19 protein-coding genes are annotated in these 18,168 nt (G+C 70.6%); 8 read left to right on the top strand and 11 right to left on the bottom strand.

The annotated features are described in order from the left end of the window. The first annotated feature begins 96 nt into the window (after positions 1 to 96). Genes ACIOHP_RS08425 through ACIOHP_RS08415 form a run of 3 tightly spaced genes read left to right on the top strand, consistent with a single transcriptional unit; the run spans position 97 to position 3,289 of the window. Complete coding sequence (locus tag ACIOHP_RS08425; protein WP_401884547.1) at positions 97 to 1,494, top strand: glycosyltransferase family 4 protein; 1,398 nt, start codon at positions 97 to 99, stop codon at positions 1,492 to 1,494. Then, complete coding sequence (locus ACIOHP_RS08420) at positions 1,488 to 2,222, top strand: class I SAM-dependent methyltransferase (RefSeq protein ID WP_046260928.1); 735 nt, start codon at positions 1,488 to 1,490, stop codon at positions 2,220 to 2,222. The genes ACIOHP_RS08425 and ACIOHP_RS08420 overlap by 7 nt, the downstream gene beginning before the upstream one ends. Beyond that, a complete protein-coding gene (locus ACIOHP_RS08415; protein ID WP_361540014.1) occupies positions 2,219 to 3,289 on the top strand; it encodes a prenyltransferase/squalene oxidase repeat-containing protein in 1,071 nt (356 codons plus the stop codon). The genes ACIOHP_RS08420 and ACIOHP_RS08415 overlap by 4 nt, the downstream gene beginning before the upstream one ends. 14 nt (positions 3,290 to 3,303) lie before the next feature. Here the strand turns inward: ACIOHP_RS08415 and ACIOHP_RS08410 are convergent, their stop codons facing one another. From ACIOHP_RS08410 to ACIOHP_RS08395, 4 genes are all read right to left on the bottom strand, one after another. Next, entirely contained in the window at positions 3,304 to 3,594 is a 291-nt protein-coding gene (locus ACIOHP_RS08410) for a hypothetical protein (protein ID WP_351689881.1), read from the bottom strand. 73 nt (positions 3,595 to 3,667) lie between these two features. After that, the gene (locus ACIOHP_RS08405; RefSeq protein ID WP_401884542.1) at positions 3,668 to 4,678 is read right to left on the bottom strand and encodes an LLM class F420-dependent oxidoreductase; all 1,011 of its coding nucleotides are present in this window, start codon (positions 4,676 to 4,678) and stop codon (positions 3,668 to 3,670) included. A 107-nt stretch (positions 4,679 to 4,785) separates the two neighbouring features. Continuing rightward, positions 4,786 to 5,595 (bottom strand): DUF5336 domain-containing protein, encoded by an 810-nt coding sequence (locus ACIOHP_RS08400; protein WP_401884539.1) that lies wholly within the window; start codon positions 5,593 to 5,595, stop codon positions 4,786 to 4,788. 167 nt (positions 5,596 to 5,762) lie between these two features. Then, a complete protein-coding gene (locus ACIOHP_RS08395; RefSeq protein WP_401884537.1) occupies positions 5,763 to 6,728 on the bottom strand; it encodes an N-acetylmuramoyl-L-alanine amidase in 966 nt (321 codons plus the stop codon). A gap of 140 nt (positions 6,729 to 6,868) precedes the next feature. Here ACIOHP_RS08395 and ACIOHP_RS08390 point away from each other — a divergent pair, with 140 nt between their 5' ends. Then, entirely contained in the window at positions 6,869 to 7,063 is a 195-nt protein-coding gene (locus ACIOHP_RS08390) for a chaplin family protein (RefSeq protein WP_401884534.1), read from the top strand. 13 nt (positions 7,064 to 7,076) lie between these two features. Here ACIOHP_RS08390 and ACIOHP_RS08385 read toward each other — a convergent pair whose 3' ends face one another. From ACIOHP_RS08385 to ACIOHP_RS08360, 6 genes are all read right to left on the bottom strand, one after another. Continuing rightward, positions 7,077 to 7,727 (bottom strand): class I SAM-dependent methyltransferase, encoded by a 651-nt coding sequence (locus ACIOHP_RS08385; RefSeq protein WP_401884532.1) that lies wholly within the window; start codon positions 7,725 to 7,727, stop codon positions 7,077 to 7,079. Between the two features lie 103 nt (positions 7,728 to 7,830). Next, positions 7,831 to 8,994, bottom strand: coding sequence for a sialidase family protein (locus tag ACIOHP_RS08380; RefSeq protein WP_401884529.1), 1,164 nt, complete (start codon positions 8,992 to 8,994; stop codon positions 7,831 to 7,833). Continuing rightward, positions 8,982 to 9,518 (bottom strand): RICIN domain-containing protein, encoded by a 537-nt coding sequence (locus tag ACIOHP_RS08375; protein WP_401884527.1) that lies wholly within the window; start codon positions 9,516 to 9,518, stop codon positions 8,982 to 8,984. The genes ACIOHP_RS08380 and ACIOHP_RS08375 overlap by 13 nt, the downstream gene beginning before the upstream one ends. Before the next feature lie 79 nt (positions 9,519 to 9,597). Next, positions 9,598 to 10,098 (bottom strand): RICIN domain-containing protein, encoded by a 501-nt coding sequence (locus ACIOHP_RS08370; protein ID WP_401884525.1) that lies wholly within the window; start codon positions 10,096 to 10,098, stop codon positions 9,598 to 9,600. A gap of 122 nt (positions 10,099 to 10,220) precedes the next feature. Next, positions 10,221 to 11,198, bottom strand: a complete 978-nt coding sequence (locus ACIOHP_RS08365; protein ID WP_401884522.1) for an AraC family transcriptional regulator — start codon at positions 11,196 to 11,198, stop codon at positions 10,221 to 10,223. Between the two features lie 137 nt (positions 11,199 to 11,335). Continuing rightward, positions 11,336 to 13,072: an MFS transporter gene (locus ACIOHP_RS08360; protein WP_401884519.1), complete on the bottom strand. Its 1,737-nt coding sequence runs from the start codon at positions 13,070 to 13,072 to the stop codon at positions 11,336 to 11,338. A 168-nt stretch (positions 13,073 to 13,240) separates the two neighbouring features. On the opposite strand from ACIOHP_RS08360, the gene ACIOHP_RS08355 reads away from it, so the two are divergent. From ACIOHP_RS08355 to ACIOHP_RS08345, 3 genes are all read left to right on the top strand, one after another. Further along, positions 13,241 to 14,818: an MFS transporter gene (locus ACIOHP_RS08355; RefSeq protein WP_401884516.1), complete on the top strand. Its 1,578-nt coding sequence runs from the start codon at positions 13,241 to 13,243 to the stop codon at positions 14,816 to 14,818. Positions 14,819 to 15,337: 519 nt separating this feature from the next. Beyond that, a complete protein-coding gene (locus ACIOHP_RS08350) occupies positions 15,338 to 15,877 on the top strand; it encodes a SigE family RNA polymerase sigma factor (protein WP_266893200.1) in 540 nt (179 codons plus the stop codon). Next, positions 15,877 to 16,698 (top strand): hypothetical protein, encoded by an 822-nt coding sequence (locus ACIOHP_RS08345; RefSeq protein ID WP_401884511.1) that lies wholly within the window; start codon positions 15,877 to 15,879, stop codon positions 16,696 to 16,698. Before ACIOHP_RS08350 ends, ACIOHP_RS08345 begins: the two co-directional genes overlap by 1 nt. Positions 16,699 to 16,729: 31 nt before the next feature. Here ACIOHP_RS08345 and ACIOHP_RS08340 read toward each other — a convergent pair whose 3' ends face one another. Next, positions 16,730 to 17,362 carry a response regulator gene (locus ACIOHP_RS08340; protein WP_401885231.1) on the bottom strand — a complete coding sequence of 211 codons (633 nt, stop codon included), beginning with the start codon at positions 17,360 to 17,362 and terminating at the stop codon, positions 16,730 to 16,732. A 91-nt stretch (positions 17,363 to 17,453) separates the two neighbouring features. On the opposite strand from ACIOHP_RS08340, the gene ACIOHP_RS08335 reads away from it, so the two are divergent. Next, complete coding sequence (locus ACIOHP_RS08335) at positions 17,454 to 17,945, top strand: nucleotidyltransferase domain-containing protein (protein WP_401884509.1); 492 nt, start codon at positions 17,454 to 17,456, stop codon at positions 17,943 to 17,945. The last annotated feature ends 223 nt before the right edge of the window (positions 17,946 to 18,168 follow it).

The raw sequence follows: 18,168 nt of genomic DNA, 5'->3' as shown, positions 1-18,168 counted from the left end.
GATTCAGAGCCTCTTGAACGATCAAGTCTGAAACTTGTTCTAGATTAGCGTCCCGGCGTAATCTCGCGGGAAATAGCAGGGAGAAGGGGGCCCGGAGTGACCGCTGAGGCCAGTCGGGCGGGTTCCCAGGCGGACCCGGCCGCGGACGGCGAGCGACCGCTCAACATCGCACTCCTCACCTACAAGGGAAACCCGTTCTGCGGCGGCCAGGGCGTCTACGTCCGCCACCTCTCCCGCGAACTGGCCCGCCTCGGCCACCGCGTCGAGGTCATCGGCTCCCAGCCCTACCCCGTCCTCGACGAGGGCGACGACATCGACGGCCGGCTGAGCCTCACGGAGCTCCCGAGCCTTGACCTGTACCGGTCTCCGGACCCCTTTCGCACCCCCAAGCGCGACGAGTACCGCGACTGGATCGACGCCCTCGAAGTGGCGACGATGTGGACCGGCGGCTTCCCCGAGCCGCTGACGTTCTCCCTGCGCGCCCGCCGCCATCTGCGCGCCCGGCGCGGCGAGTTCGACGTGGTGCACGACAACCAGACGCTGGGATACGGCCTCCTGGGCGACCTCGGCGCCCCCCTGGTCACGACGATCCACCACCCCATCACCGTGGACCGCCAGTTGGAGCTGGACGCGGCCGGGAGCTGGGGCCAGCGCCTGGCCAAGCGGCGCTGGTACGCCTTCACCCGCATGCAGAAGCGCGCGGCACGCAGGCTCCCTTCGGTCCTTACCGTCTCCGGCACCTCCCGCCAGGAGATCGTCGACCACCTCGGCGTCCGCGACGACCGCATCCACGTCGTCCACATCGGCGCCGACACCGACCTTTTCTCGCCGGATCCCTCGGTGGCCGTGGTCCCCGGCCGGATCGTCACCACGTCCAGCGCCGACGTCCCGCTCAAGGGCCTGATATTCCTGGTCGAGGCCCTCGCCAAGGTCCGCACCGAGCACCCCGACGCCCACCTCGTCGTCGTCGGCAAGCGCGCCGAGGACGGCCCCGTGGCCCAGGCCATCGAGCGCTACGGCCTCGAAGGCGCCATCCGCTTCGTCAAGGGCATCACCGACGCCGAACTGGTCGACCTGGTCCGCTCGGCGGAGGTCGCCTGCGTGCCCTCCCTGTACGAGGGCTTCTCCCTCCCCGCGGCGGAGGCCATGGCCACCGGGACACCGCTGGTCGCGACGACCGGCGGCGCGATCCCGGAGGTCGCAGGGCGCGACGGGGAGACCTGTCTGGCCGTATCGCCGGGGGACTCCGGGGCACTCGCGACCGCCCTGAGCCGGCTGCTCGGCGACCGTGACCTCAGGGCGCGGCTCGGTCGCGCGGGACGTGAACGGGTCCTGGCGCGGTTCACCTGGGCCCGGGCCGCCGAGGGAACGGCCGCCCGGTACCGCGAGGCGATGGCCCTCCCGCCCGCGGCCCCGCACGCCGGCCGCGTCGCACCCGCGGCCGAAGAAGTTGTTGACGTTGTATCCGATCGCGAAAGCAGGGCCACGTGCTGACCGTCGACTTCTCCCGGTTCCCGCTAGCCCCGGGCGACCGCGTCCTGGACCTCGGCTGCGGAGCCGGCCGGCACGCGTTCGAGTGCTACCGGCGCGGCGCGCAGGTCGTCGCGCTGGACCAGAACGCCGAGGAGATCCGCGAGGTCGCCAAGTGGTTCGCGGCGATGAAGGAGGCCGGCGAGGCCCCCGAGGGCGCGACGGCCACCGCGATGGAGGGCGACGCCCTGGCGCTGCCCTTCCCCGACGAGTCCTTCGACGTCGTGATCATCTCCGAGGTCATGGAGCACATCCCGGACGACAAGGGCGTACTCGCCGAGATGGTGCGGGTGTTGAGGCCCGGCGGCCGGATAGCCGTCACCGTCCCGCGCTACGGCCCCGAGAAGGTCTGCTGGGCCCTGTCCGACGCCTACCACGAGGTCGAGGGCGGCCACATCCGCATCTACAAGGCGGACGAGCTCCTCGCGAAGATCCGCGAGGCCGGCCTCAAGCCGTACGGCACCCACCACGCGCACGCCCTCCACTCACCGTACTGGTGGCTGAAGTGCGCGTTCGGCGTCGACAACGACAAGGCGCTGCCGGTGAAGGCGTACCACAAGCTGCTGGTCTGGGACATCATGAAGAAGCCGCTGGCGACGAGGGTCGCCGAGCAGGCCCTCAACCCCCTGATCGGCAAGAGCTTCGTGGCGTACGCGACCAAGCCGCACCTGCCTGCCGTGGATGCGCGGTGACCACTCCCCGTACCGAACACCTCGTCCTGTCCGGGGTCCTCACCGCCGAGGAGGCCGCCGCGACCGTCTCCGGCATCCTCGCCGCGCAGCGCGCGGACGGGGCGATCCCGTGGTTCCGCGGCCACCATCTCGACCCCTGGGACCACACCGAGGCCGCGATGGCCCTGGACGCGGCGGGCGAGCACGAAGCCGCCGAGCGGGCCTACGACTGGCTGGCCCGGCACCAGAACGAGGACGGTTCCTGGTACGCGGCCTACCAGGACGGGGCGTTCGACGACGTCACCGACCGGGGCCGGGAGACGAACTTCGTCGCCTACATAGCCGTAGGCGCGTGGCACCACTACCTCTCGACGGGCGACGACACCTTCCTCGACCGCATGTGGCCGACGGTCCACGCAGCGGTGGAATACGTCCTGCGCCTCCAGCAGCCCGGCGGCCAGATCGGCTGGAAGGGCGAGGACGACGGCACGTTCACGACGGACGCGCTGCTGACGGGCTCCTCGTCCATCCACCACGCGCTGCGGTGCGCGCTCGCGATCGCGGAACAGCGCGAAGAGCCGCAGCCGGACTGGGAGTTGGCGCTGGGCATGCTGCGGCACGCCATCCGCCGCCACCCGGAGCGGTTCCTGGACAAGGACCGCTACTCCATGGACTGGTACTACCCGATCCTCGGCGGCGCCCTCACCGGCGCCGAGGCCAAGTCCCGCATGGAGGCGGACTGGGACCGCTTCGTCGTACCCGGACTCGGAGTGCGGTGCGTCGTCCCCAACCCGTGGGTCACGGGCGGCGAATCCGCCGAACTCGCCCTCGCGCTCTGGGCGATGGGCGAGTCCGACCGTGCGCTGGACATTCTCCAGTCGATCCAGCATCTGCGGGACCCGGAGAGCGGCCTGTACTGGACCGGGTACGTCTTCGACGACGGCGCCATCTGGCCCCGGGAACTGACCACGTGGACGGCCGGGTCGCTACTGTTGGCGGTCGCCGCGCTGGGTGGTCATGAGGCCACGTGCGCTGTGTTCGGCGGCGACCGCCTGCCGAATGGGTTGGACCCGGACTGCTGCGCCTGAGAGCCCGGGTGGGTTCAGTGGCGGTGGACCCGGTTGGCGATGGCGTGTCCGATGAACAGGTAGACCACTGCCGCCAAGCCGTACCCGGCCACCACCCTTGCCCACGCCTCGTCGAAGGTGAACAGGTCGTGGCTCCAGCCCGCCAGCCAGCGAGCCGCGTCGTGGATGAACTGCACGAAGTCGTTCGCACGGTTCGCGTCCAGCAGGTACATCACGATCCAGAGGCCCAGGATGAGGGCCATGATGTCGGCGACGATCGCTATGACCGTGCCGGCCGAGTTGGCACCGCTATATCGAGAGGACATAACCAGCGTGTTGCCGCTCATTCCTGTATGAAACCGGATCGTGAAGCAAGAGCGGTCGCACGACAGGAAAAGCTCACGGGTTGAGCTCGGCCAGTACTCGAAGCGACTCCCGGTCCGGTGACAGTGCCAGCAGATCCGTCACCGGGCCCTTGCGCCACAACTCCAGCCGTCCGGCGATGCGTTCGCGCGGCCCGACCAGGGAGATCTCGTCGGCGAAGGCGTCGGGGACCGCCAGTACCGCCTCCTCGCGGCGGCCTTCGAGGAAGAGGCGCTGGATGCGGCGGGCCTCCTCCTCGTATCCCATGCGTGCCATCAGGTCGGCGTGGAAGTTGCGGGCCGCGTGGCCCATGCCGCCGATGTAGAAGCCGAGCATGGTCTTCACGGGGAGCAGGCCCTCGCGTACGTCGTCGCAGACCCGGACCTGGGCCATGGGGGCGACGAGGAAGCCGTCCGGGGCGTCGGAGAGGGAGGCCTCGTAGACCTCGGGGCGGGTCGGGGACCAGTAGAGGGGGAGCCAGCCGTCGGCGATGCGGGTCGTCTGGGCGACGTTCTTCGGACCCTCGGCGCCCAGGAGGATGGGGAGGTCGGGGCGCAGGGGATGGGTGATCGGCTTGAGGGGTTTGCCGAGGCCCGTGGCGTCCGGACCCCGGTAGGGGTGGGAGTGGAACCGTCCCTCGACCTCGACGGGGGCCTCGCGCCTGAGGACCTGGCGTACGACGTCGACGTATTCGCGCGTCGCGGTCAGCGGTGACTTCGGGAACGGGCGGCCGTACCAGCCCTCGACCACCTGCGGGCCGGAGAGCCCCAGGCCGAGCATCATGCGGCCGCCCGACAAGTGGTCCAGGGTCAGCGCGTGCATCGCCGTCGTGGTCGGGGAGCGGGCCGCCATCTGGGCAACCGCCGTGCCCAGCTTGATCCTTGAGGTCTGGGCGGCGATCCAGGTCAGCGGGGTGAAGACGTCCGAGCCCCAGGACTCGGCCGTCCACACGGAGTCGTAGCCGAGCCGCTCCGCCTCCTGCGCCAGCGGTACGTGATCGGAGTTGGGGCCGCGACCCCAGTAGCCGAGTGCGAGACCGAGCCGCATAGCCGCCTCCTGACGGTGTGTCAGTTCGCCGGTCGAGGGAGGCGACTGTACGACAACGGCCCCCCGCCCGGAAGGGCGAGGGGCCGTGCGTTGATGTCGCTTCGGGATCAGCCGCGCTGGATGCCCGAGGTGTCCTGCAGTACGCCGCGACGGCCGTCCTGCGTCTGCGCGACCAGGTTGGCGCCGCGCTGCTCGACGGCCAGGTACCAGGTACCCGGGGCGAGTTCGGCGATCGGCGACTGCGAGCCGTCCTCGGCGAAGAGGGGGCGCGCCACCGGCACCGCGAACCAGAACGGGGAGAAGTCCCCGGCCGGCTGGGGCGCCTGGGGCTGCGGCTGGCTCGGACCGGGCTGCGGCTGGCCGCCGTACGGCTGGCCCGGCTGCGGCTGACCACCGTAGGGCTGCGGCTGACCCGGCTGCGGAGCGCCCGCGCCCGGGTAGCCGTAACCGCCGGGCGGCTGGGCGCCGTAGGGCTGGGGGGCGGCGGGGCGGGGGGCCGGGACGAGAGCGGCCTGGAGGGCGGGGACGAGAGGGGTGGCGATGGCGCCACCGGTCAGGACCAGGGCGGCGATGAAGCCGAGGATGAGACCGGCGGCAGCGCTGGAACCGTCGCTGATGTCCACCAGGGTCCAGAACAGGCTCCACGTGACGAGCACGGCGAACGCCGCGCCCACCGTCCCGAGGTCCAGACCGGCAACCTTGCGCGGCTGCGGCAGGAGGCGGTTGACGACGATCAGCGCGGCGCCGATGACACCGCCCATGTAGGTGCCGAGGCCGTAGCCCAGGTTGTCCCACGCGGTGACGGAGATGCTGCTGTACCCGTCGACGGTGTAGAACTTGAGGAACGACGAGATGAAGAGCAGTACCGCTGCTCCGATCACCACGCCGTCGCCTCGAGTGAGGGAGCGGATATTCACTTCTAGGTCCTTCGGTTCAGTCGTCTCGTCATCGGCTTCGTTGGAGGCGTCGCTGTCACCATGTCGCCGTAAGGCCCCGGTGTGAAGCGCGGGGGTGGCCCCTCATCGTAAAGACGACCTTATCGTCCGTCCGACGAGGCTGTCCCCGGGGATCAACCCGCGGACCACTACCCGCGCAGGAAACTCACGATTCCCTCAGAGATCCCCTGCGCCGCCTTCTGTCGCCAGGCACCGCTGGTCAACTGTGCCGCGTCCTTGCTATCGCGCATGTTGCCGCACTCGATGAACACCTTGGGAACCGTTGACAGATTGAGACCGCCGAGGTCCTTACGCGTGACCAGCCCGGTGCCGTCGCCGACGTAGTTGGAGGGGGCACTGCCCGTGACGCGGACGAAGTTGCCGGCGATGCGCTCGCCGAGTTCGGCGGAGGAGGCGATGATCGGGCCGGTGTCGGCGCTGCCCGCCTTGACCTTGCCGGGGAGGATGACGTGGAAGCCGCGCTGGCCGGCGCCCGCGCCGTCCGCGTGGATCGACACCACGGCGTCCGCGTCCGCCTTGTTGCCGATGCTCGCCCGCTCGTCGATGCACGGGCCGAACGTCCGGTCGCCGTCCTGCGTCAGCTTCACCGTGGCGCCCTGCTTCTCCAGCAGGGTGCGCAGACGGTGGGCGACGTCGAGGGTGAACTTGGCTTCCGCGTAACCGGAGTTGGTGGAGGTGCCCGTGGTGTCGCACTCCTTCCAGCCCGTGCCGATGTTCACCTTCTTGTTGATGTCGGCCGTGTGTTGGAAGTTGTTCGGGTTGTGGCCCGGGTCGATGACGACGACCTTGCCCTTGAGGGGTCCGGAGGCGGCGGGTGCCGAAGTGGTGCGGGTGGGGCTCGGCTTGTCGTCGTCGGGCGCGGAGGTCGAGGACGTTGACGGCGTCGAGGACGTCGTAGGAGAGGCCGGTGCGCTCGACGACGACGTCGGTGTCCCCGCCGCCTCCTCGGAACCTCCACCGGATCCGCCCACCGTCTCGTACGCCAGCCACCCGAGCAGCGCGCCCGGGACGAGCGCGGCGACCGCGACGGTGAGGGGGCGGCGCCGGGGGCGGCGGGGCTGGGGAGGATCGAAGTCCGGGCCTACGTACGACACGACAGCCACCCTAGCGGCGGGTCACCGGCGCGGCAGACCGGCGGCCGCCGAGCGGGTCGCTTCATCCGAACGGCACCGTCGGTGTCGCTCACGGCTGGGCGATATGCCGAGAATCGCCCATGAGTTCATATATGCGTGTCATGGCGGGCGTTCTCACCGCCGTCTTTGTCGCCTGGGCGGTCGCGCTGGGAGCGCCGACGGCCCAGGCCGCCGCGTTCCCCTGCGCGCCGCCGGAAGACGTCTGTGCCGTCGACCACGTCTACGGTCAGCCGGGCGTCGGCACGGGCAATGTCGTCCAGACCCCGGTCGACATCGACATCAACGTGCAGCCCTGAGACCCGCGGCACCTCAGATCCCCGCACCCACCCGCCGCAGCACGCGCAGCGTGCCGGTCGCCGAGACCTCCGTGAACGCCCCCGACTCCAGCGCCCGCAGATAGATCCGGTACGGCGCCTGGCCGGTGAACTCGTCCTTCGGGTCCGGGTGCACGTCGTGGATGAGGAGCAGTCCGCCCTCCGCGACGTGGGGCGCCCAGCCCTCGTAGTCGGCGCTCGCGTGCTCGTCGGTGTGGCCGCCGTCGACGAAGACGAGGGCGAGGGGGGAGTTCCAGATCTTCGCGATCTGCGGGGAACGGCCGACCAGGGCGACGATGTGGTCCTCCAGGCCCGCCTTGTGCAGGGTGCGGCGGAACGTCGGCAGGGTGTCCATCAGGCCGATCTCGGGGTCCACCGTCCCGGGGTCGTGGTACTCCCAGCCGGGCTGCTGCTCCTCGCTGCCGCGGTGGTGGTCGACGGTCAGCGCGGTGACGCCGGCCGAGCGGGCCGCGTCGGCGAGCAGGATCGCGGAGCGGCCGCAGTACGTCCCGACCTCCAGGAGCGGCAGCCCGAGAGCGCCGGCCTCGACGGCGGCCGTGTAGAAGGCGAGGCCCTCGTCCACCGGCATGAATCCCTTCGCCGCCTCGAACGCGGCCAGGATCTCGGGCTTGGGTGCCGCGGTCATGGGCGGGGGCCTTCCGGTCGTACGGGTCCGTGGGCGCCCCATGCTGCCGTACCCCCTGGTCGGCGGGCGACAGGGGGTACGGCGGGGTGGGACCGGAACGCGATCAGGGCGCGTCGGAGATGTCCAGCTTGTTCACCTTGATGCGGGTGGTGTCGAACTCCCAGGTGACGAAGAACTTGCCCGGGGCGTACTCGTCGGCCATCGGGTACGTGTCCCAGCCCGCGCCGGTGCCGGCCGGTGTCGGGTCCTCCTGGCTCGCAGGACCGTCGGCGAAGAACTTGGCCGCGCTCCAGGACGTCGCGCCGGGGCGCTTGGTCTTGTAGTAGAGGGCCGGGCGGGTGTTGGTGTCGCCGGTCGTGTAGATGTACAGGAGCTGGCCGTTGCTGTCCTTGCCGAAGTAGCTCCTGGCAGCGTTGTTGCTCGGCAGACCGGTGGCGGCTGTGAAGGCCGTCCAGCTCGTGCCGCCGTTGGTGCTCGTGGCCGTCATCGCGTTGGCGTTGTCGGCGCGGGCGACCATGATCAGCGTGTTCGGGTCGTCCGGCGAGACGACGATCTGGTTCTCACCGGCCTTGACGCCGGTGGCGTTCCCGTTCGAGACGGTGCCGCCCTTCGTCCAGGTCTTCAGGTCCGGGTTCGTGGCGATCAGCACCCCGTTCTCCCGGCCCGTGCCCCAGTACGGGAGGACGGTGTTGCCGTTGGCCAGCTTGATCGGGCGGCCGGAGATGGCGAGATTGCCGATGGTCGGCATGGTGACGGGGTAGTCCTGCCAGGTGTGGCCCTCGTCGGTGCTGCGCTTGACGACGGTGGCGGTGATCGGCAGCCCGTTGTTGTTCCAGGTGTCGCCGTCGTTGTCCTCGTCGGTCGGGTCCGCGATCGGGGTGCGCCCGAGGAACGCGAACAGCTCGCTGCCCGACTTGTAGAGCATCACGTAGTGCCAGGCGTACTGGTCGGTCTCCTGCGCCAGCGTCTGGGGGCGGCTCCAGGTCGCACCACCGTCGGTCGTGTAGGCGTACCGCATGTAGCCCATGTCCCGGTTGCCGGGCCGCAGGCCTTCACGCCAGGCCACGACCGCGTTGCTGGCGCTCGTGCTGATGATGTCCGGGGTGCGGGGGCCATCGCCTCCGGTCGCCGTGTTGGTGTACACGGTCTTCTCGGCCGACGTGCCCTCGGCGGAGGCCGGGCCCGGCATCAGGAGGCCGGTCAGGACGGCGAGGACGAGTGCGGTCAGGAGCGCGGTCCAGCCGCGCTTGCGGGTCACCACAGCCATTCCCGGTCCAGGTTCGGAGTCGTGTCGGTCACGGCGTCGCAGTTCCACTGGATGGCCTCCGTGCCGGCGGTCGTGGTGCTGTTGGGGATGGCCAGGCACAGTCCGGTCTTGACGTTCCTCAGCTGGTCGATCCCGTCGTGCACCCAGACCTGCTCGTCGTTCTGCGTGGTCTGGCACGGCCACTGGATGGCCTTGACGCCGAGCGTCGTGCTCCCGCTGGGGATGGCCAGGCACTGGCCGCTCGCCTTGTTGACCACGTGGTAGCCGCCACCGGTCATCGGCTGGAGGGACCAGTAGTTGCTGTCGCTGTTGCTGCACGTCCACTGGATCATCACGGTGCCGTTGGTCTGGCTGGAGCTCGGGTTGGCCAGACACAGGCCGGTGCCCATGTTGTAGAGGCGTGCGTTGGTGACCGCCTCGGCTGTCTCGGCCGCCGACGCCGTTCCGGTGAGGGCGGAGCCTGTGAGCAGAGGTGCGCTCAGCATGGCGATGGCCGCCATGGTGGCGGCGATGCGTCTTCTCATTCGGGAGCTTCCTTAGCTGTTCCTGCTGTTCCCAAAGGCGGAGCGGCCCTCGTGGGGAGGGCCGCTCCGGTGGTTCTCTCTACCAGAGCCACACCTGGTCGTCGCTGGTGGTGCAGGTCCACTGGACGGCCCCGGTGCCGTTGGCGGTACTGCCGTTGGGGATGGCCAGGCACTTGTCGCTGTTCAGGTTGCGCAGGCGGTCGGCGCTGTCGTGGATCCAGATCTGTTCGCTGCCGCCGTCGCAGGTCCACTGGATGGCCTGGGTGCCGTTGGCCGTGCTGGCGTTCGGCATGGCGAGACACTTGTTGCTGTTCAGGTTCCTGACGAGGTAGCGGTCACCGTTTCCGCCTGCTACCGACTCCAGCTGCCACTGCTGTTCGCTGTTGCCGCTGCATCCCCACTGGATCACGCCGACGCCGTTGGCCGTGCTCGCGTTGGGGACGGCCAGACACTTCGCGGTCCCGTAGTTGAGGAGCGTGTCGTAGGCGGTTGCTCCCGCGTTGGCCGGTGTGGCGAAGGCCACGGCGGACACGGCGGTGGCGGCGACTGCGGAGACTCTTGTGAGCAGTTTCATGGTCATGACAGTTGGGGGGCTCCTTTGTATCCGTTGATCGGATCGGGTAGAGCGACTGCCCGACCAGCATGCGAGGTGGCCACCGGGACTGTCGTTAACGATGAGTGCACTGGGACTTGGCAGTGCGTCTAGTCCGGCTGGTGCCGGTACTCGCTCGGCGGTACCCCATAGGCGGCGCGGAAGGCACGGGTGAAGTCGGACGCGCGGGACAGGCCCCAGCGGGCGGCGATCGTGTAGATCGGCGTGGCACCCTGCGTGGGGTCGGCCAAGTCGCGGCGGGCCCCTTCCAGCCGCTGGTGCCGGATCCAGGCCGCGACCGTCTCGCCCTGCGTCTGCTGCTGGAACAGCCGGTGCAGATAGCTGAGGGAGATGTGGTGGGCGGCGGCGATCACCGGCGGTGTCAGCCCCGGGTCGTGCAGGTTCTGCTGGATGAACGCCCGGATCTGTACGGTCAGGGCGTGCTGGCGGGTCTCCGGTGGCAGCGCGGCCTCCGCCTCCAGCGGTTGGGCGAACCAGACTGAGACCAGGTCGAGCAGGATCCTGCTGAGGCGGGGTGTGTCGGACGGCTGGAGGACGGCCGACTGCCGGTCCAGCCCGATCAGGAAATCCGTCAGCAGAGCGCCGCTCCCCTCGCGGCCCGACAGACGTCTGCTCAGCAGTCCCCGGACCTGGTCCGGGGGCAGCGGCAGCGACGCCTTGGGTAACTCCACTGCCACCCCGGTGACGACGTGACGGCTCTCGTCCCTCGGCGGTCGTACGTCGTAGGGCCGCGAGCTGTCGGACACCCACAGATCACACGGGCCGTACGTGTCGGTTCGCCCGACGTGGTCGAGGCCGAGCCCGCCTCCCAGCAGCAGTTGCAGGTGGTACTGCTCGGGGTCGGACTGCCGGATCAGTTTCGGGTTCCGTCGGTAGCGCGTCGGCAGGAGCCCCCCGGACCACACGATCACCGGACCCAGCTTCACCAGTCGCTGCTCCGCCCAGAAGTCGGCGGAATGGTGGCTACTGAGCTCACTGGGTGCGATCGTCCGGCTCATCAACTCCCGCCAGTACTCGAACCGGTCCTCCGTCGGCACGTCCGTAGTCCGGAACACCGTTCTGATCATCCCGCTCCCCACGCTGATTCCGCACCCGTGCTGTCGCCGGGCACACGTCTGGATATGACCGCTTCCGCTTCCGCGTGGTTGCGTCGTGCGGGCAGTGACGAGGAGGGGAAATACCGAGGTAGGGGCAGGGGGTGGTGTCAGGAGGTGGCTACCGTCTCGCCCGGCAGCGACAGATCCAGGGCGACCGCGCTCTCGTCGCCCGCATGGGTCGCCGACGAGGCGAGCGGCCCGTGGCCGGTGGCGCGGGCGGCCAGTACGTACGCGCCCTGGGCCGGGACCGCGAGGGCGTAACCGCCGTCCTCGTCGGAGAGCGTCGCGCCCGCCTGGCGGCCGCGGTGGTCGATGAGCGTGACCTTGGCGCGGGGGACCGGGGCGCCCTCGGCGTCCAGGACCCGGCCGCGGAATCCGCGCAGGGCCTCCTCGGCGCGCGCCAGGTTGTCCTCCTCCTCGCTGCTCGCCCGCAGCTGGGGCGCACGGTTCGGCTTCGGCAGGAACAGGGCCATCAGCAGACCGATCGCCACCGCACCGGTCGCGATGAGGAAGGAGACGCGGAAGCCGTGCATGGTCGGGATCGCGACGCCGTTCACGGTGTTCGCGGTGTTGGCCAGCACCATGCCGATGACAGCGCTCGACACCGACGTACCGATGGACCGCATCAGCGTGTTGAGACCGTTCGCCGCGCCCGTCTCCGAGGCCGGGACCGCGCCGACGATCAGGGCGGGCAGCGAGGAGTAGGCGAGGCCGATGCCCGCGCCGAGGACGACGGCGATGACCAGGCTCTGCCAGGCGGCGCTCATGAGGCCCAGACCCGCTCCGTAGCCGATCGCGATGATCAGCATGCCGAGGATGAGGGTGGTCTTGGGGCCGTACTTCGCGGACAGACGGGCGTAGACGGGCGCCGTGAACATCATCGTCAGGCCCAGCGGGGCGACCAGCAGACCGGCGACGACCATCGACTGGCCGAGGCCGTAGCCGGTGGCCTTCGGGAGCTGGAGGAGCTGGGGAAGGACCAGCGAGACGACGTAGAAGCTGACCCCGACCATGATCGACGCGAGGTTGGTGAAGAGGACGGCCGGGCGGGCCGTGGTGCGCAGGTCGACGAGCGGCGCCTTGGTGCGCAGCTCGAAGACGCCCCACAGGAGCAGCACGAGGGCCGACGCGGCGAACAGGCCGAGCGTGGTGGCCGAGGTCCAGCCCCAGTCGCTGCCCTTGGTGATGGGCAGCAGGAAGAGGACCAGGCCGGTGGAGAGGCCGAACGCGCCGAGCCCGTCGAAGGATCCCTCGGCGCGCATGGGGGATTCCGGTACGACGAGGAGGGTGAGGACGATGGAGAGCACGCCGAGGCCCGCGGCGCCGTAGAAGAGGGCGTGCCAGTCGGCGTGCTGGGCGATCAGGGCCGCGAGCGGCAGAGCGAGGCCGCCGCCGACGCCGATCGAGGAGCTCATCAGGGCCATCGCCGAGCCGAGCTTCTCGCGCGGCAGCATGTCCCGCATCAGGCCGATGCCGAGGGGGATCGCGCCCATCGCGAAGCCCTGGAGGGTACGGCCGACGATCATGACGATCAGGTCGCTGGTGAGCGCGCTGACCAGTGCGCCGACCACCATCACCGACAGGCTGGCGATCAGCAGCCGACGCTTGCCGTACAGGTCGCCGAGGCGGCCCATGATCGGCGTGGCCACGGCGCCCGAGAGAAGCGTGGAGGTCAGGACCCAGGTGGCGTTGCTGGGCTCGGTGTCGAGGAGCTGGGGCAGGTCCTTGATGACCGGGACGAGCAGGGTCTGCATCACCGCGACGACGATGCCCGCGAAGGCGAGCACCGGGACGAGGGCGCCGCTCGCCGGGCGGCTGTGCTGATCGGTCGGCGTAGATCTCATGTCAGTGGCCAACCCGGTGTGCTGGGGCAACTATTCCGATGCTTTGGCCAGCTAACGAATTCTTTATCTTCTCTTGAAGAAGAGGCAGGCCCAGGCCCGGCCTAGGTCCTCCTGCGGAGGCGGGCTGGGCCGAAATCCCGATGCCGGGGACATTCGGCGGTTGACACCATGACGGCCATGCCGGAAGCCGCCGCACTGACCCGTGCCCCCCGCCCCCGTACGACACCTCCCGTCTGGCTGGTCGTGGCGCTCGCGTGCGCCGGACAGTTCCTCGTCGTGCTCGACATGTCCGTCGTCAACGTGGCACTGCCGTCGGTACGGGCCGACCTGGCCCTGAGCGAGCAGGGCCTCCAGTGGGTGGTGAACGCGTACGCGATCGCCTTCGCCGGGTTCATGCTGCTCGGCGGGCGGGCCGGCGATCTGTACGGGCGCAAGCGGATGTTCCTGGTCGGGCTCGGCCTGTTCACCCTCGCCTCGCTGGGCGGCGGACTGGCCCAGGACGGCTGGCAGCTGCTGGTCGCACGGGCCGTGCAGGGACTGGGCGCGGCGGTACTGGCGCCCTCGACGCTGACGATCGTCACGTCCGCGGTGCCCGAGGGAGCGGCACGCGCGCGTGCCATAGCGACCTGGACGGCGGTGGGCGCGGGCGGCGGGGCGGCGGGCGGGTTCGTCGGCGGGGTCCTCGTGGACGTGTGGTCGTGGCGCTGGACGCTGCTGGTCAACGTGCCGGTCGGCGCGGTCCTCCTCCTCGGCGCCCTGTGGTGGCTCACCGAGAGCCGGGCCGGGGACGGGCGCCGGCTCGACCTGCCGGGCGCGGTACTGGTGACGGCGGGGCTGGGGGCCACGGCGTACGGCATCTCGCAGACGGAGGCCGAGGGGTGGACGTCGACGGCGACAGCGGTCCCGCTCATGGCCGGCCTGACGCTGATCGGGGTGTTCCTGCTGGTCGAGGCGCGTACGGCGGCCCCGCTGATGCCCCTCGGACTGCTGCGGCGGCGCTCGGTGGCCTCCGCCAACGTCGCGATGTTCCTGAGCGGCTCCGCGATGTTCTGCATGTGGTTCTTCATGACGCTGTACGCCCAGAACGTGCTCGGCTACTCCCCGACCGAAGCCGGTCTCGCACTGGTGCCGAGCTCCCTGGCGATCGTGCTGGCGTCGAAGGCGGCGCCCCGGTTCATGCGGGCGCTCGGCGAGCGGAACGTGGCGGTGCTGGGGACGCTCGTCGCGGCGACCGGGTTCGCCTGGCAGTCGACGATGAGCGTGGACGGGGACTACGTCGTCACCATCATGATCCCCGGCATCCTGATGATGCTCGGAGCCGGCCTCGCCACCACACCCCTGGCCGCGCTGGCCACGTCGGGGGCGGCGCCCGGGGAAGCGGGACTGGTCTCGGGGCTGGTCAACACCTCCCGCACGATGGGCGGCTCACTGGGACTCGCGGTGATGTCGACACTGGCGGCGGCACGGACGGCGGGGAGCACGGGGCGGGAGGCGCTGACGGAGGGGTATGCGCTGGTGTTCCGGACGGGGGCCGGGGTGTTGGTGGGTGGGGCGGTGGTGATGTTGGTGTGGCTGCCGCGGAGGGTTCCGGCGGCGGTGGTGGCGGTTCCGGGGGCGGTTTCGGGGGTTGTTCCCGTGGCGGTTCCGGCGTCGGGGGAGGCGGGGGACGAGGTGGGGGTGGGCGTCGAGGCCGAGGCGGAGGCGGGGTCAGAGGCGGAGACGGGTGGGAAGTTCTCCGCCGAGTGAGACGGGGGCGGGGGAGCGGTCGCCGGTGAAGGCTTCGGTATCGAGGGCGGTGGCCAGGTGGCCAGGTGGGCGGTGGTTCCGGTGCGCGGGGCCCGCTCGGCGCGGGGGGCTCGGTTTCGTCGGCGTCGATCCGTACCGTCTCGGACGCTGGCCGGAGCAGTGCGCGGGGTGCGGGACACGGGCGGTGAGCGCCGGCTCCAGGGCGCGGCGGGCGGTGTGCGGGGCGAGGCGGAGGCTGCCGAGGGAGGGGGGCGGATGTGTCGGCCGTGTCGGTGCCGAGTCCGGTTCGGTCATCGGCCCCGCGCGTCGGCACTCCGGCTCGGTGTCATCGGCGGGGAGCGCGGCGAACGCGGGGTGGCCTGGTGGGGTGTGAGGCGACCTGTGCGGTGGGGATGAGGCGGGGCGGCGCTTCCGGGACCGGCGGGAGGATGCGGGCGGGCGAAAAGTTGTCCGCCGGCTGAGGCAACGGTCTGGGCGGCTCATGGACTCCTTTAGACATCTAGGAGGTGGGAGGTGCCCATGGGGGATCGCAAAGAGGCTCGGGACGAGGAGTTCCAGAGCTTCGTCATCGGCCGCTGGCCGCGGCTGATGCGGACGGCATTTCTCCTCACGGGGGAGCAGCACGGCGCGGAGGACCTGGTCCAGTCGACCTTGGAACAGGTCTACGTGGCCTGGCGCAGAGTCGGTTCGGCCGACGACCCGGAGGCTTATGTACGGCGCGTGATGATCAACGCGCACGCTCGAAAACACCGCCGACGGCTCCGGGAGTTCCTGGCGCCCAAGGACGACTCGGGTCTCGTGCGCGAGATCGCCGACACCGGCGACCGCATCGCCCAGGCCGAGGACCGCAACGCGCTGCTGAAGGCGTTGTCCCAGTTGCCGCCACGGCAGCGCGAGGCGGTCGTCCTGCGGTACTGGGAGGACCTCACCGAGACACAGACCGCCGAGGCGATGGGCTGTTCCGTCGGCTCGGTGAAGAGCAACGCGGCCAAGGGAATCGCGAAACTCCGCGCCATACCGGGGTTGGCCGACGTCGTGACGCAGGGAGGGCGGAAGTGATGAACGCGGACCGGGAGACGAACCACGACATGACGAACGGTGACATCGCCTCCATGCTGGCCGGAGCCGCGGACGAGGTCGAGATCGGTATAGCCCCCTACGAGGCGGTCATCCGCGGCGGCCGCCGCCGCAAGGCCCGCCGCTGGGCGGTCGCCGCGGCCACGGCCCTGGTACTCGCCGGTTCCTCGGCGACGCTCGCGGTGGCGGGGCTGCCGGGCGGGGACGGGACGGTGGCACCACCGGCGGCGACCCGGTCGGTGTCGCCGGCACCCGACCTGTTCACCCCCGCCCGGACGACCCTCGCGACCGGCACGGAGAACGGCAAGGAGTGGCGGGTCGCCATCGACGTTTGGGCGGCGCCGCGGACCGAGGCGCAGGCGGCGGGTCAGCTGGAGGCGATGGGTGAGTACGGCGATGCGCCGGCCGGGACCAAGCCCTCCGAACTGATCGGCAAGAGGTCGTACCTCGTGTGGCTTTCCTCGAACCTTTTGCGCCGCTGGCCGCCGTTGCTGAACCCGTTCGGGAACGACGACACCATGTCGGGCACGGACCTCCAGACCGCCTCGATCCCCTTTTTCGACGTCGACCCCGACGGTCTGGAACGCCTGGTCATCGGCATGGTCGGCAAGGACGTCCAGCAGGTCACCTGCAACTGGAAGAACGGCACGGCGACCAAGGTCGACAGGGCCCCGCAGAACGAGGACACCAGCACCGACGTCCCGGCGATCCGCCCGGCGGAGGGCTCCCCGGTGGACTGGTTCGTCTGCCTGGCCCCGAAGGGCACGGAAGCGAGTTCGGCGGAGGTGACGGCGGTGAGGTGACGGCGGTGGCGGGTGCGTCGGGGGCCTCCCGTCACACCCACCCCTGCTGTCGGGCCTCCCGCAGCGCCTCCATCCGGTTGCGGGTGCCGGTCTTGCCGATGGCGGAGGAGAGGTAGTTGCGGACGGTGGACTCGGAGAGGTGGAGGGCGGAGGCGATGTCGGCGACGGTCGCCCCGTCCGCCGAGGCACTCAGTACGTCGCACTCGCGGGAGGTGAGGGGGTTGGGGCCGGCGCTGAGGGCGGCCGCGGCGAGGGCGGAGTCGATGACCGTCTCGCCGGTCAGGACGCGGCGGATGGAGGAGGCCAGTTCCTCGACGGGGCCGTCCTTCACGAGGAAGCCCGCGGCGCCTGCCTCCATGGCCCGGCGGAGGTAGCCGGGGCGGCCGAAGGTGGTGAGGATCAGGACCCGGCAGTCCGGGACCTGGTCGCGGAGCTCGGCGGCGGCGTCGAGGCCGCTCTTGCCGGGCAGTTCGATGTCGAGGAGCGCGACGTCCGGGCGGTGGATCAGCGCCGCGTCCACGATCTTGTCACCGGCCCCGACCTGGGCCACGACCTCGATGTCCGCCTCCATGCCGAGCAGCAGCGCGAGGGCGCCCCGCATCATCCCCTGGTCCTCGGCGAGCAGAACCCTGATGGACTTGGCGGGCCGGTAGTCCCGGGGCATCTCGTTCACGGCCCAAGGGTAGGGCGCGGGGGCCGGGTGCGCTCGGTGCGGAGTCGTGCGGGTGTGCCTTGCACCTAACATGCTCCAAGTGATGTCGGCCGATGACGTGTTGTCCGTGCTCGCCCTGCTGCGCCGGGCCCGTGTGGAGGTCTGGGTCGGTGGGGGCTGGGGCATCGACGCGCTGGTCGGTGAGCAGACCCGGGACCATCGCGACCTCGACCTGATGCACCGCCTGGAGCAGGAGCCCACTGTCACGGCGGCCCTGTCCGGGGCCGGGTACGTGGAGAGCCTCGACCGGCGCCCCGTCCGCTTCGTCGTGACGGCCCCGGACGCCAGGGAGATCGATCTGCACCCGCTCACCTTCGACGGGGACGGCTCCGCGACGCAGGCCTCCTTCGACCCGCGGCACCCCTTCCGCTACCCCGCCTCGGCTTTCGCGACCGGCACGATCGGCTCCACCCCGGTCCCCTGCCTCTCCGCCGCCCAGCAGGTCCACTTCCACCAGGGCTACGAGCCGACGCCCCGAGACCGCCACGACATGGCACAACTCCGCCGCGCCTTCGACATCCCCACGCACTTCTGACCCACCCCACCCCACAGACCGGCAATCACCAGACCCGTCCCGGCCTTCAGCCCACCCCACCTGCACGTTTCCGCCCCAGGCCTGGGACACATCGGCCAACCGCCCCATCCCTCGCACCGGGCCTCTCACCCTCGGCCCTGGCCCCATCCCTCGCACCGGGCCTTTCACCCTCGGCCCTGGCCCCGGGCCTCTCGCACCGGGCCTTTCACCCTCGGCCCTGGCA

Origin of the sequence: Streptomyces sp. NPDC087859 (assembly GCF_044742595.1) — a bacterium.
GTDB classification, from domain to species: Bacteria; Actinomycetota; Actinomycetes; order Streptomycetales; family Streptomycetaceae; genus Streptomyces; species Streptomyces canus_F.
This window is presented reverse-complemented; position numbering and strand designations above follow the sequence as displayed.

Excerpts from the sequence above, each read along its gene's own strand:
- ACIOHP_RS08405 (WP_401884542.1), bottom strand. The coding sequence starts at position 4,678 with ATGCGGCTCGGTCTCGCACTCGGCTACTGGGGTCGCGGCCCCAACTCC.
- ACIOHP_RS08355 (WP_401884516.1), top strand. The coding sequence starts at position 13,241 with ATGACGGCCATGCCGGAAGCCGCCGCACTGACCCGTGCCCCCCGCCCC.
- ACIOHP_RS08410 (WP_351689881.1), bottom strand. The coding sequence starts at position 3,594 with ATGTCCTCTCGATATAGCGGTGCCAACTCGGCCGGCACGGTCATAGCG.
- ACIOHP_RS08365 (WP_401884522.1), bottom strand. The coding sequence starts at position 11,198 with ATGATCAGAACGGTGTTCCGGACTACGGACGTGCCGACGGAGGACCGG.
- ACIOHP_RS08350 (WP_266893200.1), top strand. The coding sequence starts at position 15,338 with ATGGGGGATCGCAAAGAGGCTCGGGACGAGGAGTTCCAGAGCTTCGTC.
- ACIOHP_RS08360 (WP_401884519.1), bottom strand. The coding sequence starts at position 13,072 with ATGAGATCTACGCCGACCGATCAGCACAGCCGCCCGGCGAGCGGCGCC.
- ACIOHP_RS08385 (WP_401884532.1), bottom strand. The coding sequence starts at position 7,727 with ATGACCGCGGCACCCAAGCCCGAGATCCTGGCCGCGTTCGAGGCGGCG.
- ACIOHP_RS08375 (WP_401884527.1), bottom strand. The coding sequence starts at position 9,518 with ATGAGAAGACGCATCGCCGCCACCATGGCGGCCATCGCCATGCTGAGC.
- ACIOHP_RS08390 (WP_401884534.1), top strand. The coding sequence starts at position 6,869 with ATGGCGGGCGTTCTCACCGCCGTCTTTGTCGCCTGGGCGGTCGCGCTG.
- ACIOHP_RS08380 (WP_401884529.1), bottom strand. The coding sequence starts at position 8,994 with ATGGCTGTGGTGACCCGCAAGCGCGGCTGGACCGCGCTCCTGACCGCA.
- ACIOHP_RS08335 (WP_401884509.1), top strand. The coding sequence starts at position 17,454 with ATGTCGGCCGATGACGTGTTGTCCGTGCTCGCCCTGCTGCGCCGGGCC.
- ACIOHP_RS08345 (WP_401884511.1), top strand. The coding sequence starts at position 15,877 with ATGAACGCGGACCGGGAGACGAACCACGACATGACGAACGGTGACATC.
- ACIOHP_RS08370 (WP_401884525.1), bottom strand. The coding sequence starts at position 10,098 with ATGACCATGAAACTGCTCACAAGAGTCTCCGCAGTCGCCGCCACCGCC.
- ACIOHP_RS08340 (WP_401885231.1), bottom strand. The coding sequence starts at position 17,362 with ATGCCCCGGGACTACCGGCCCGCCAAGTCCATCAGGGTTCTGCTCGCC.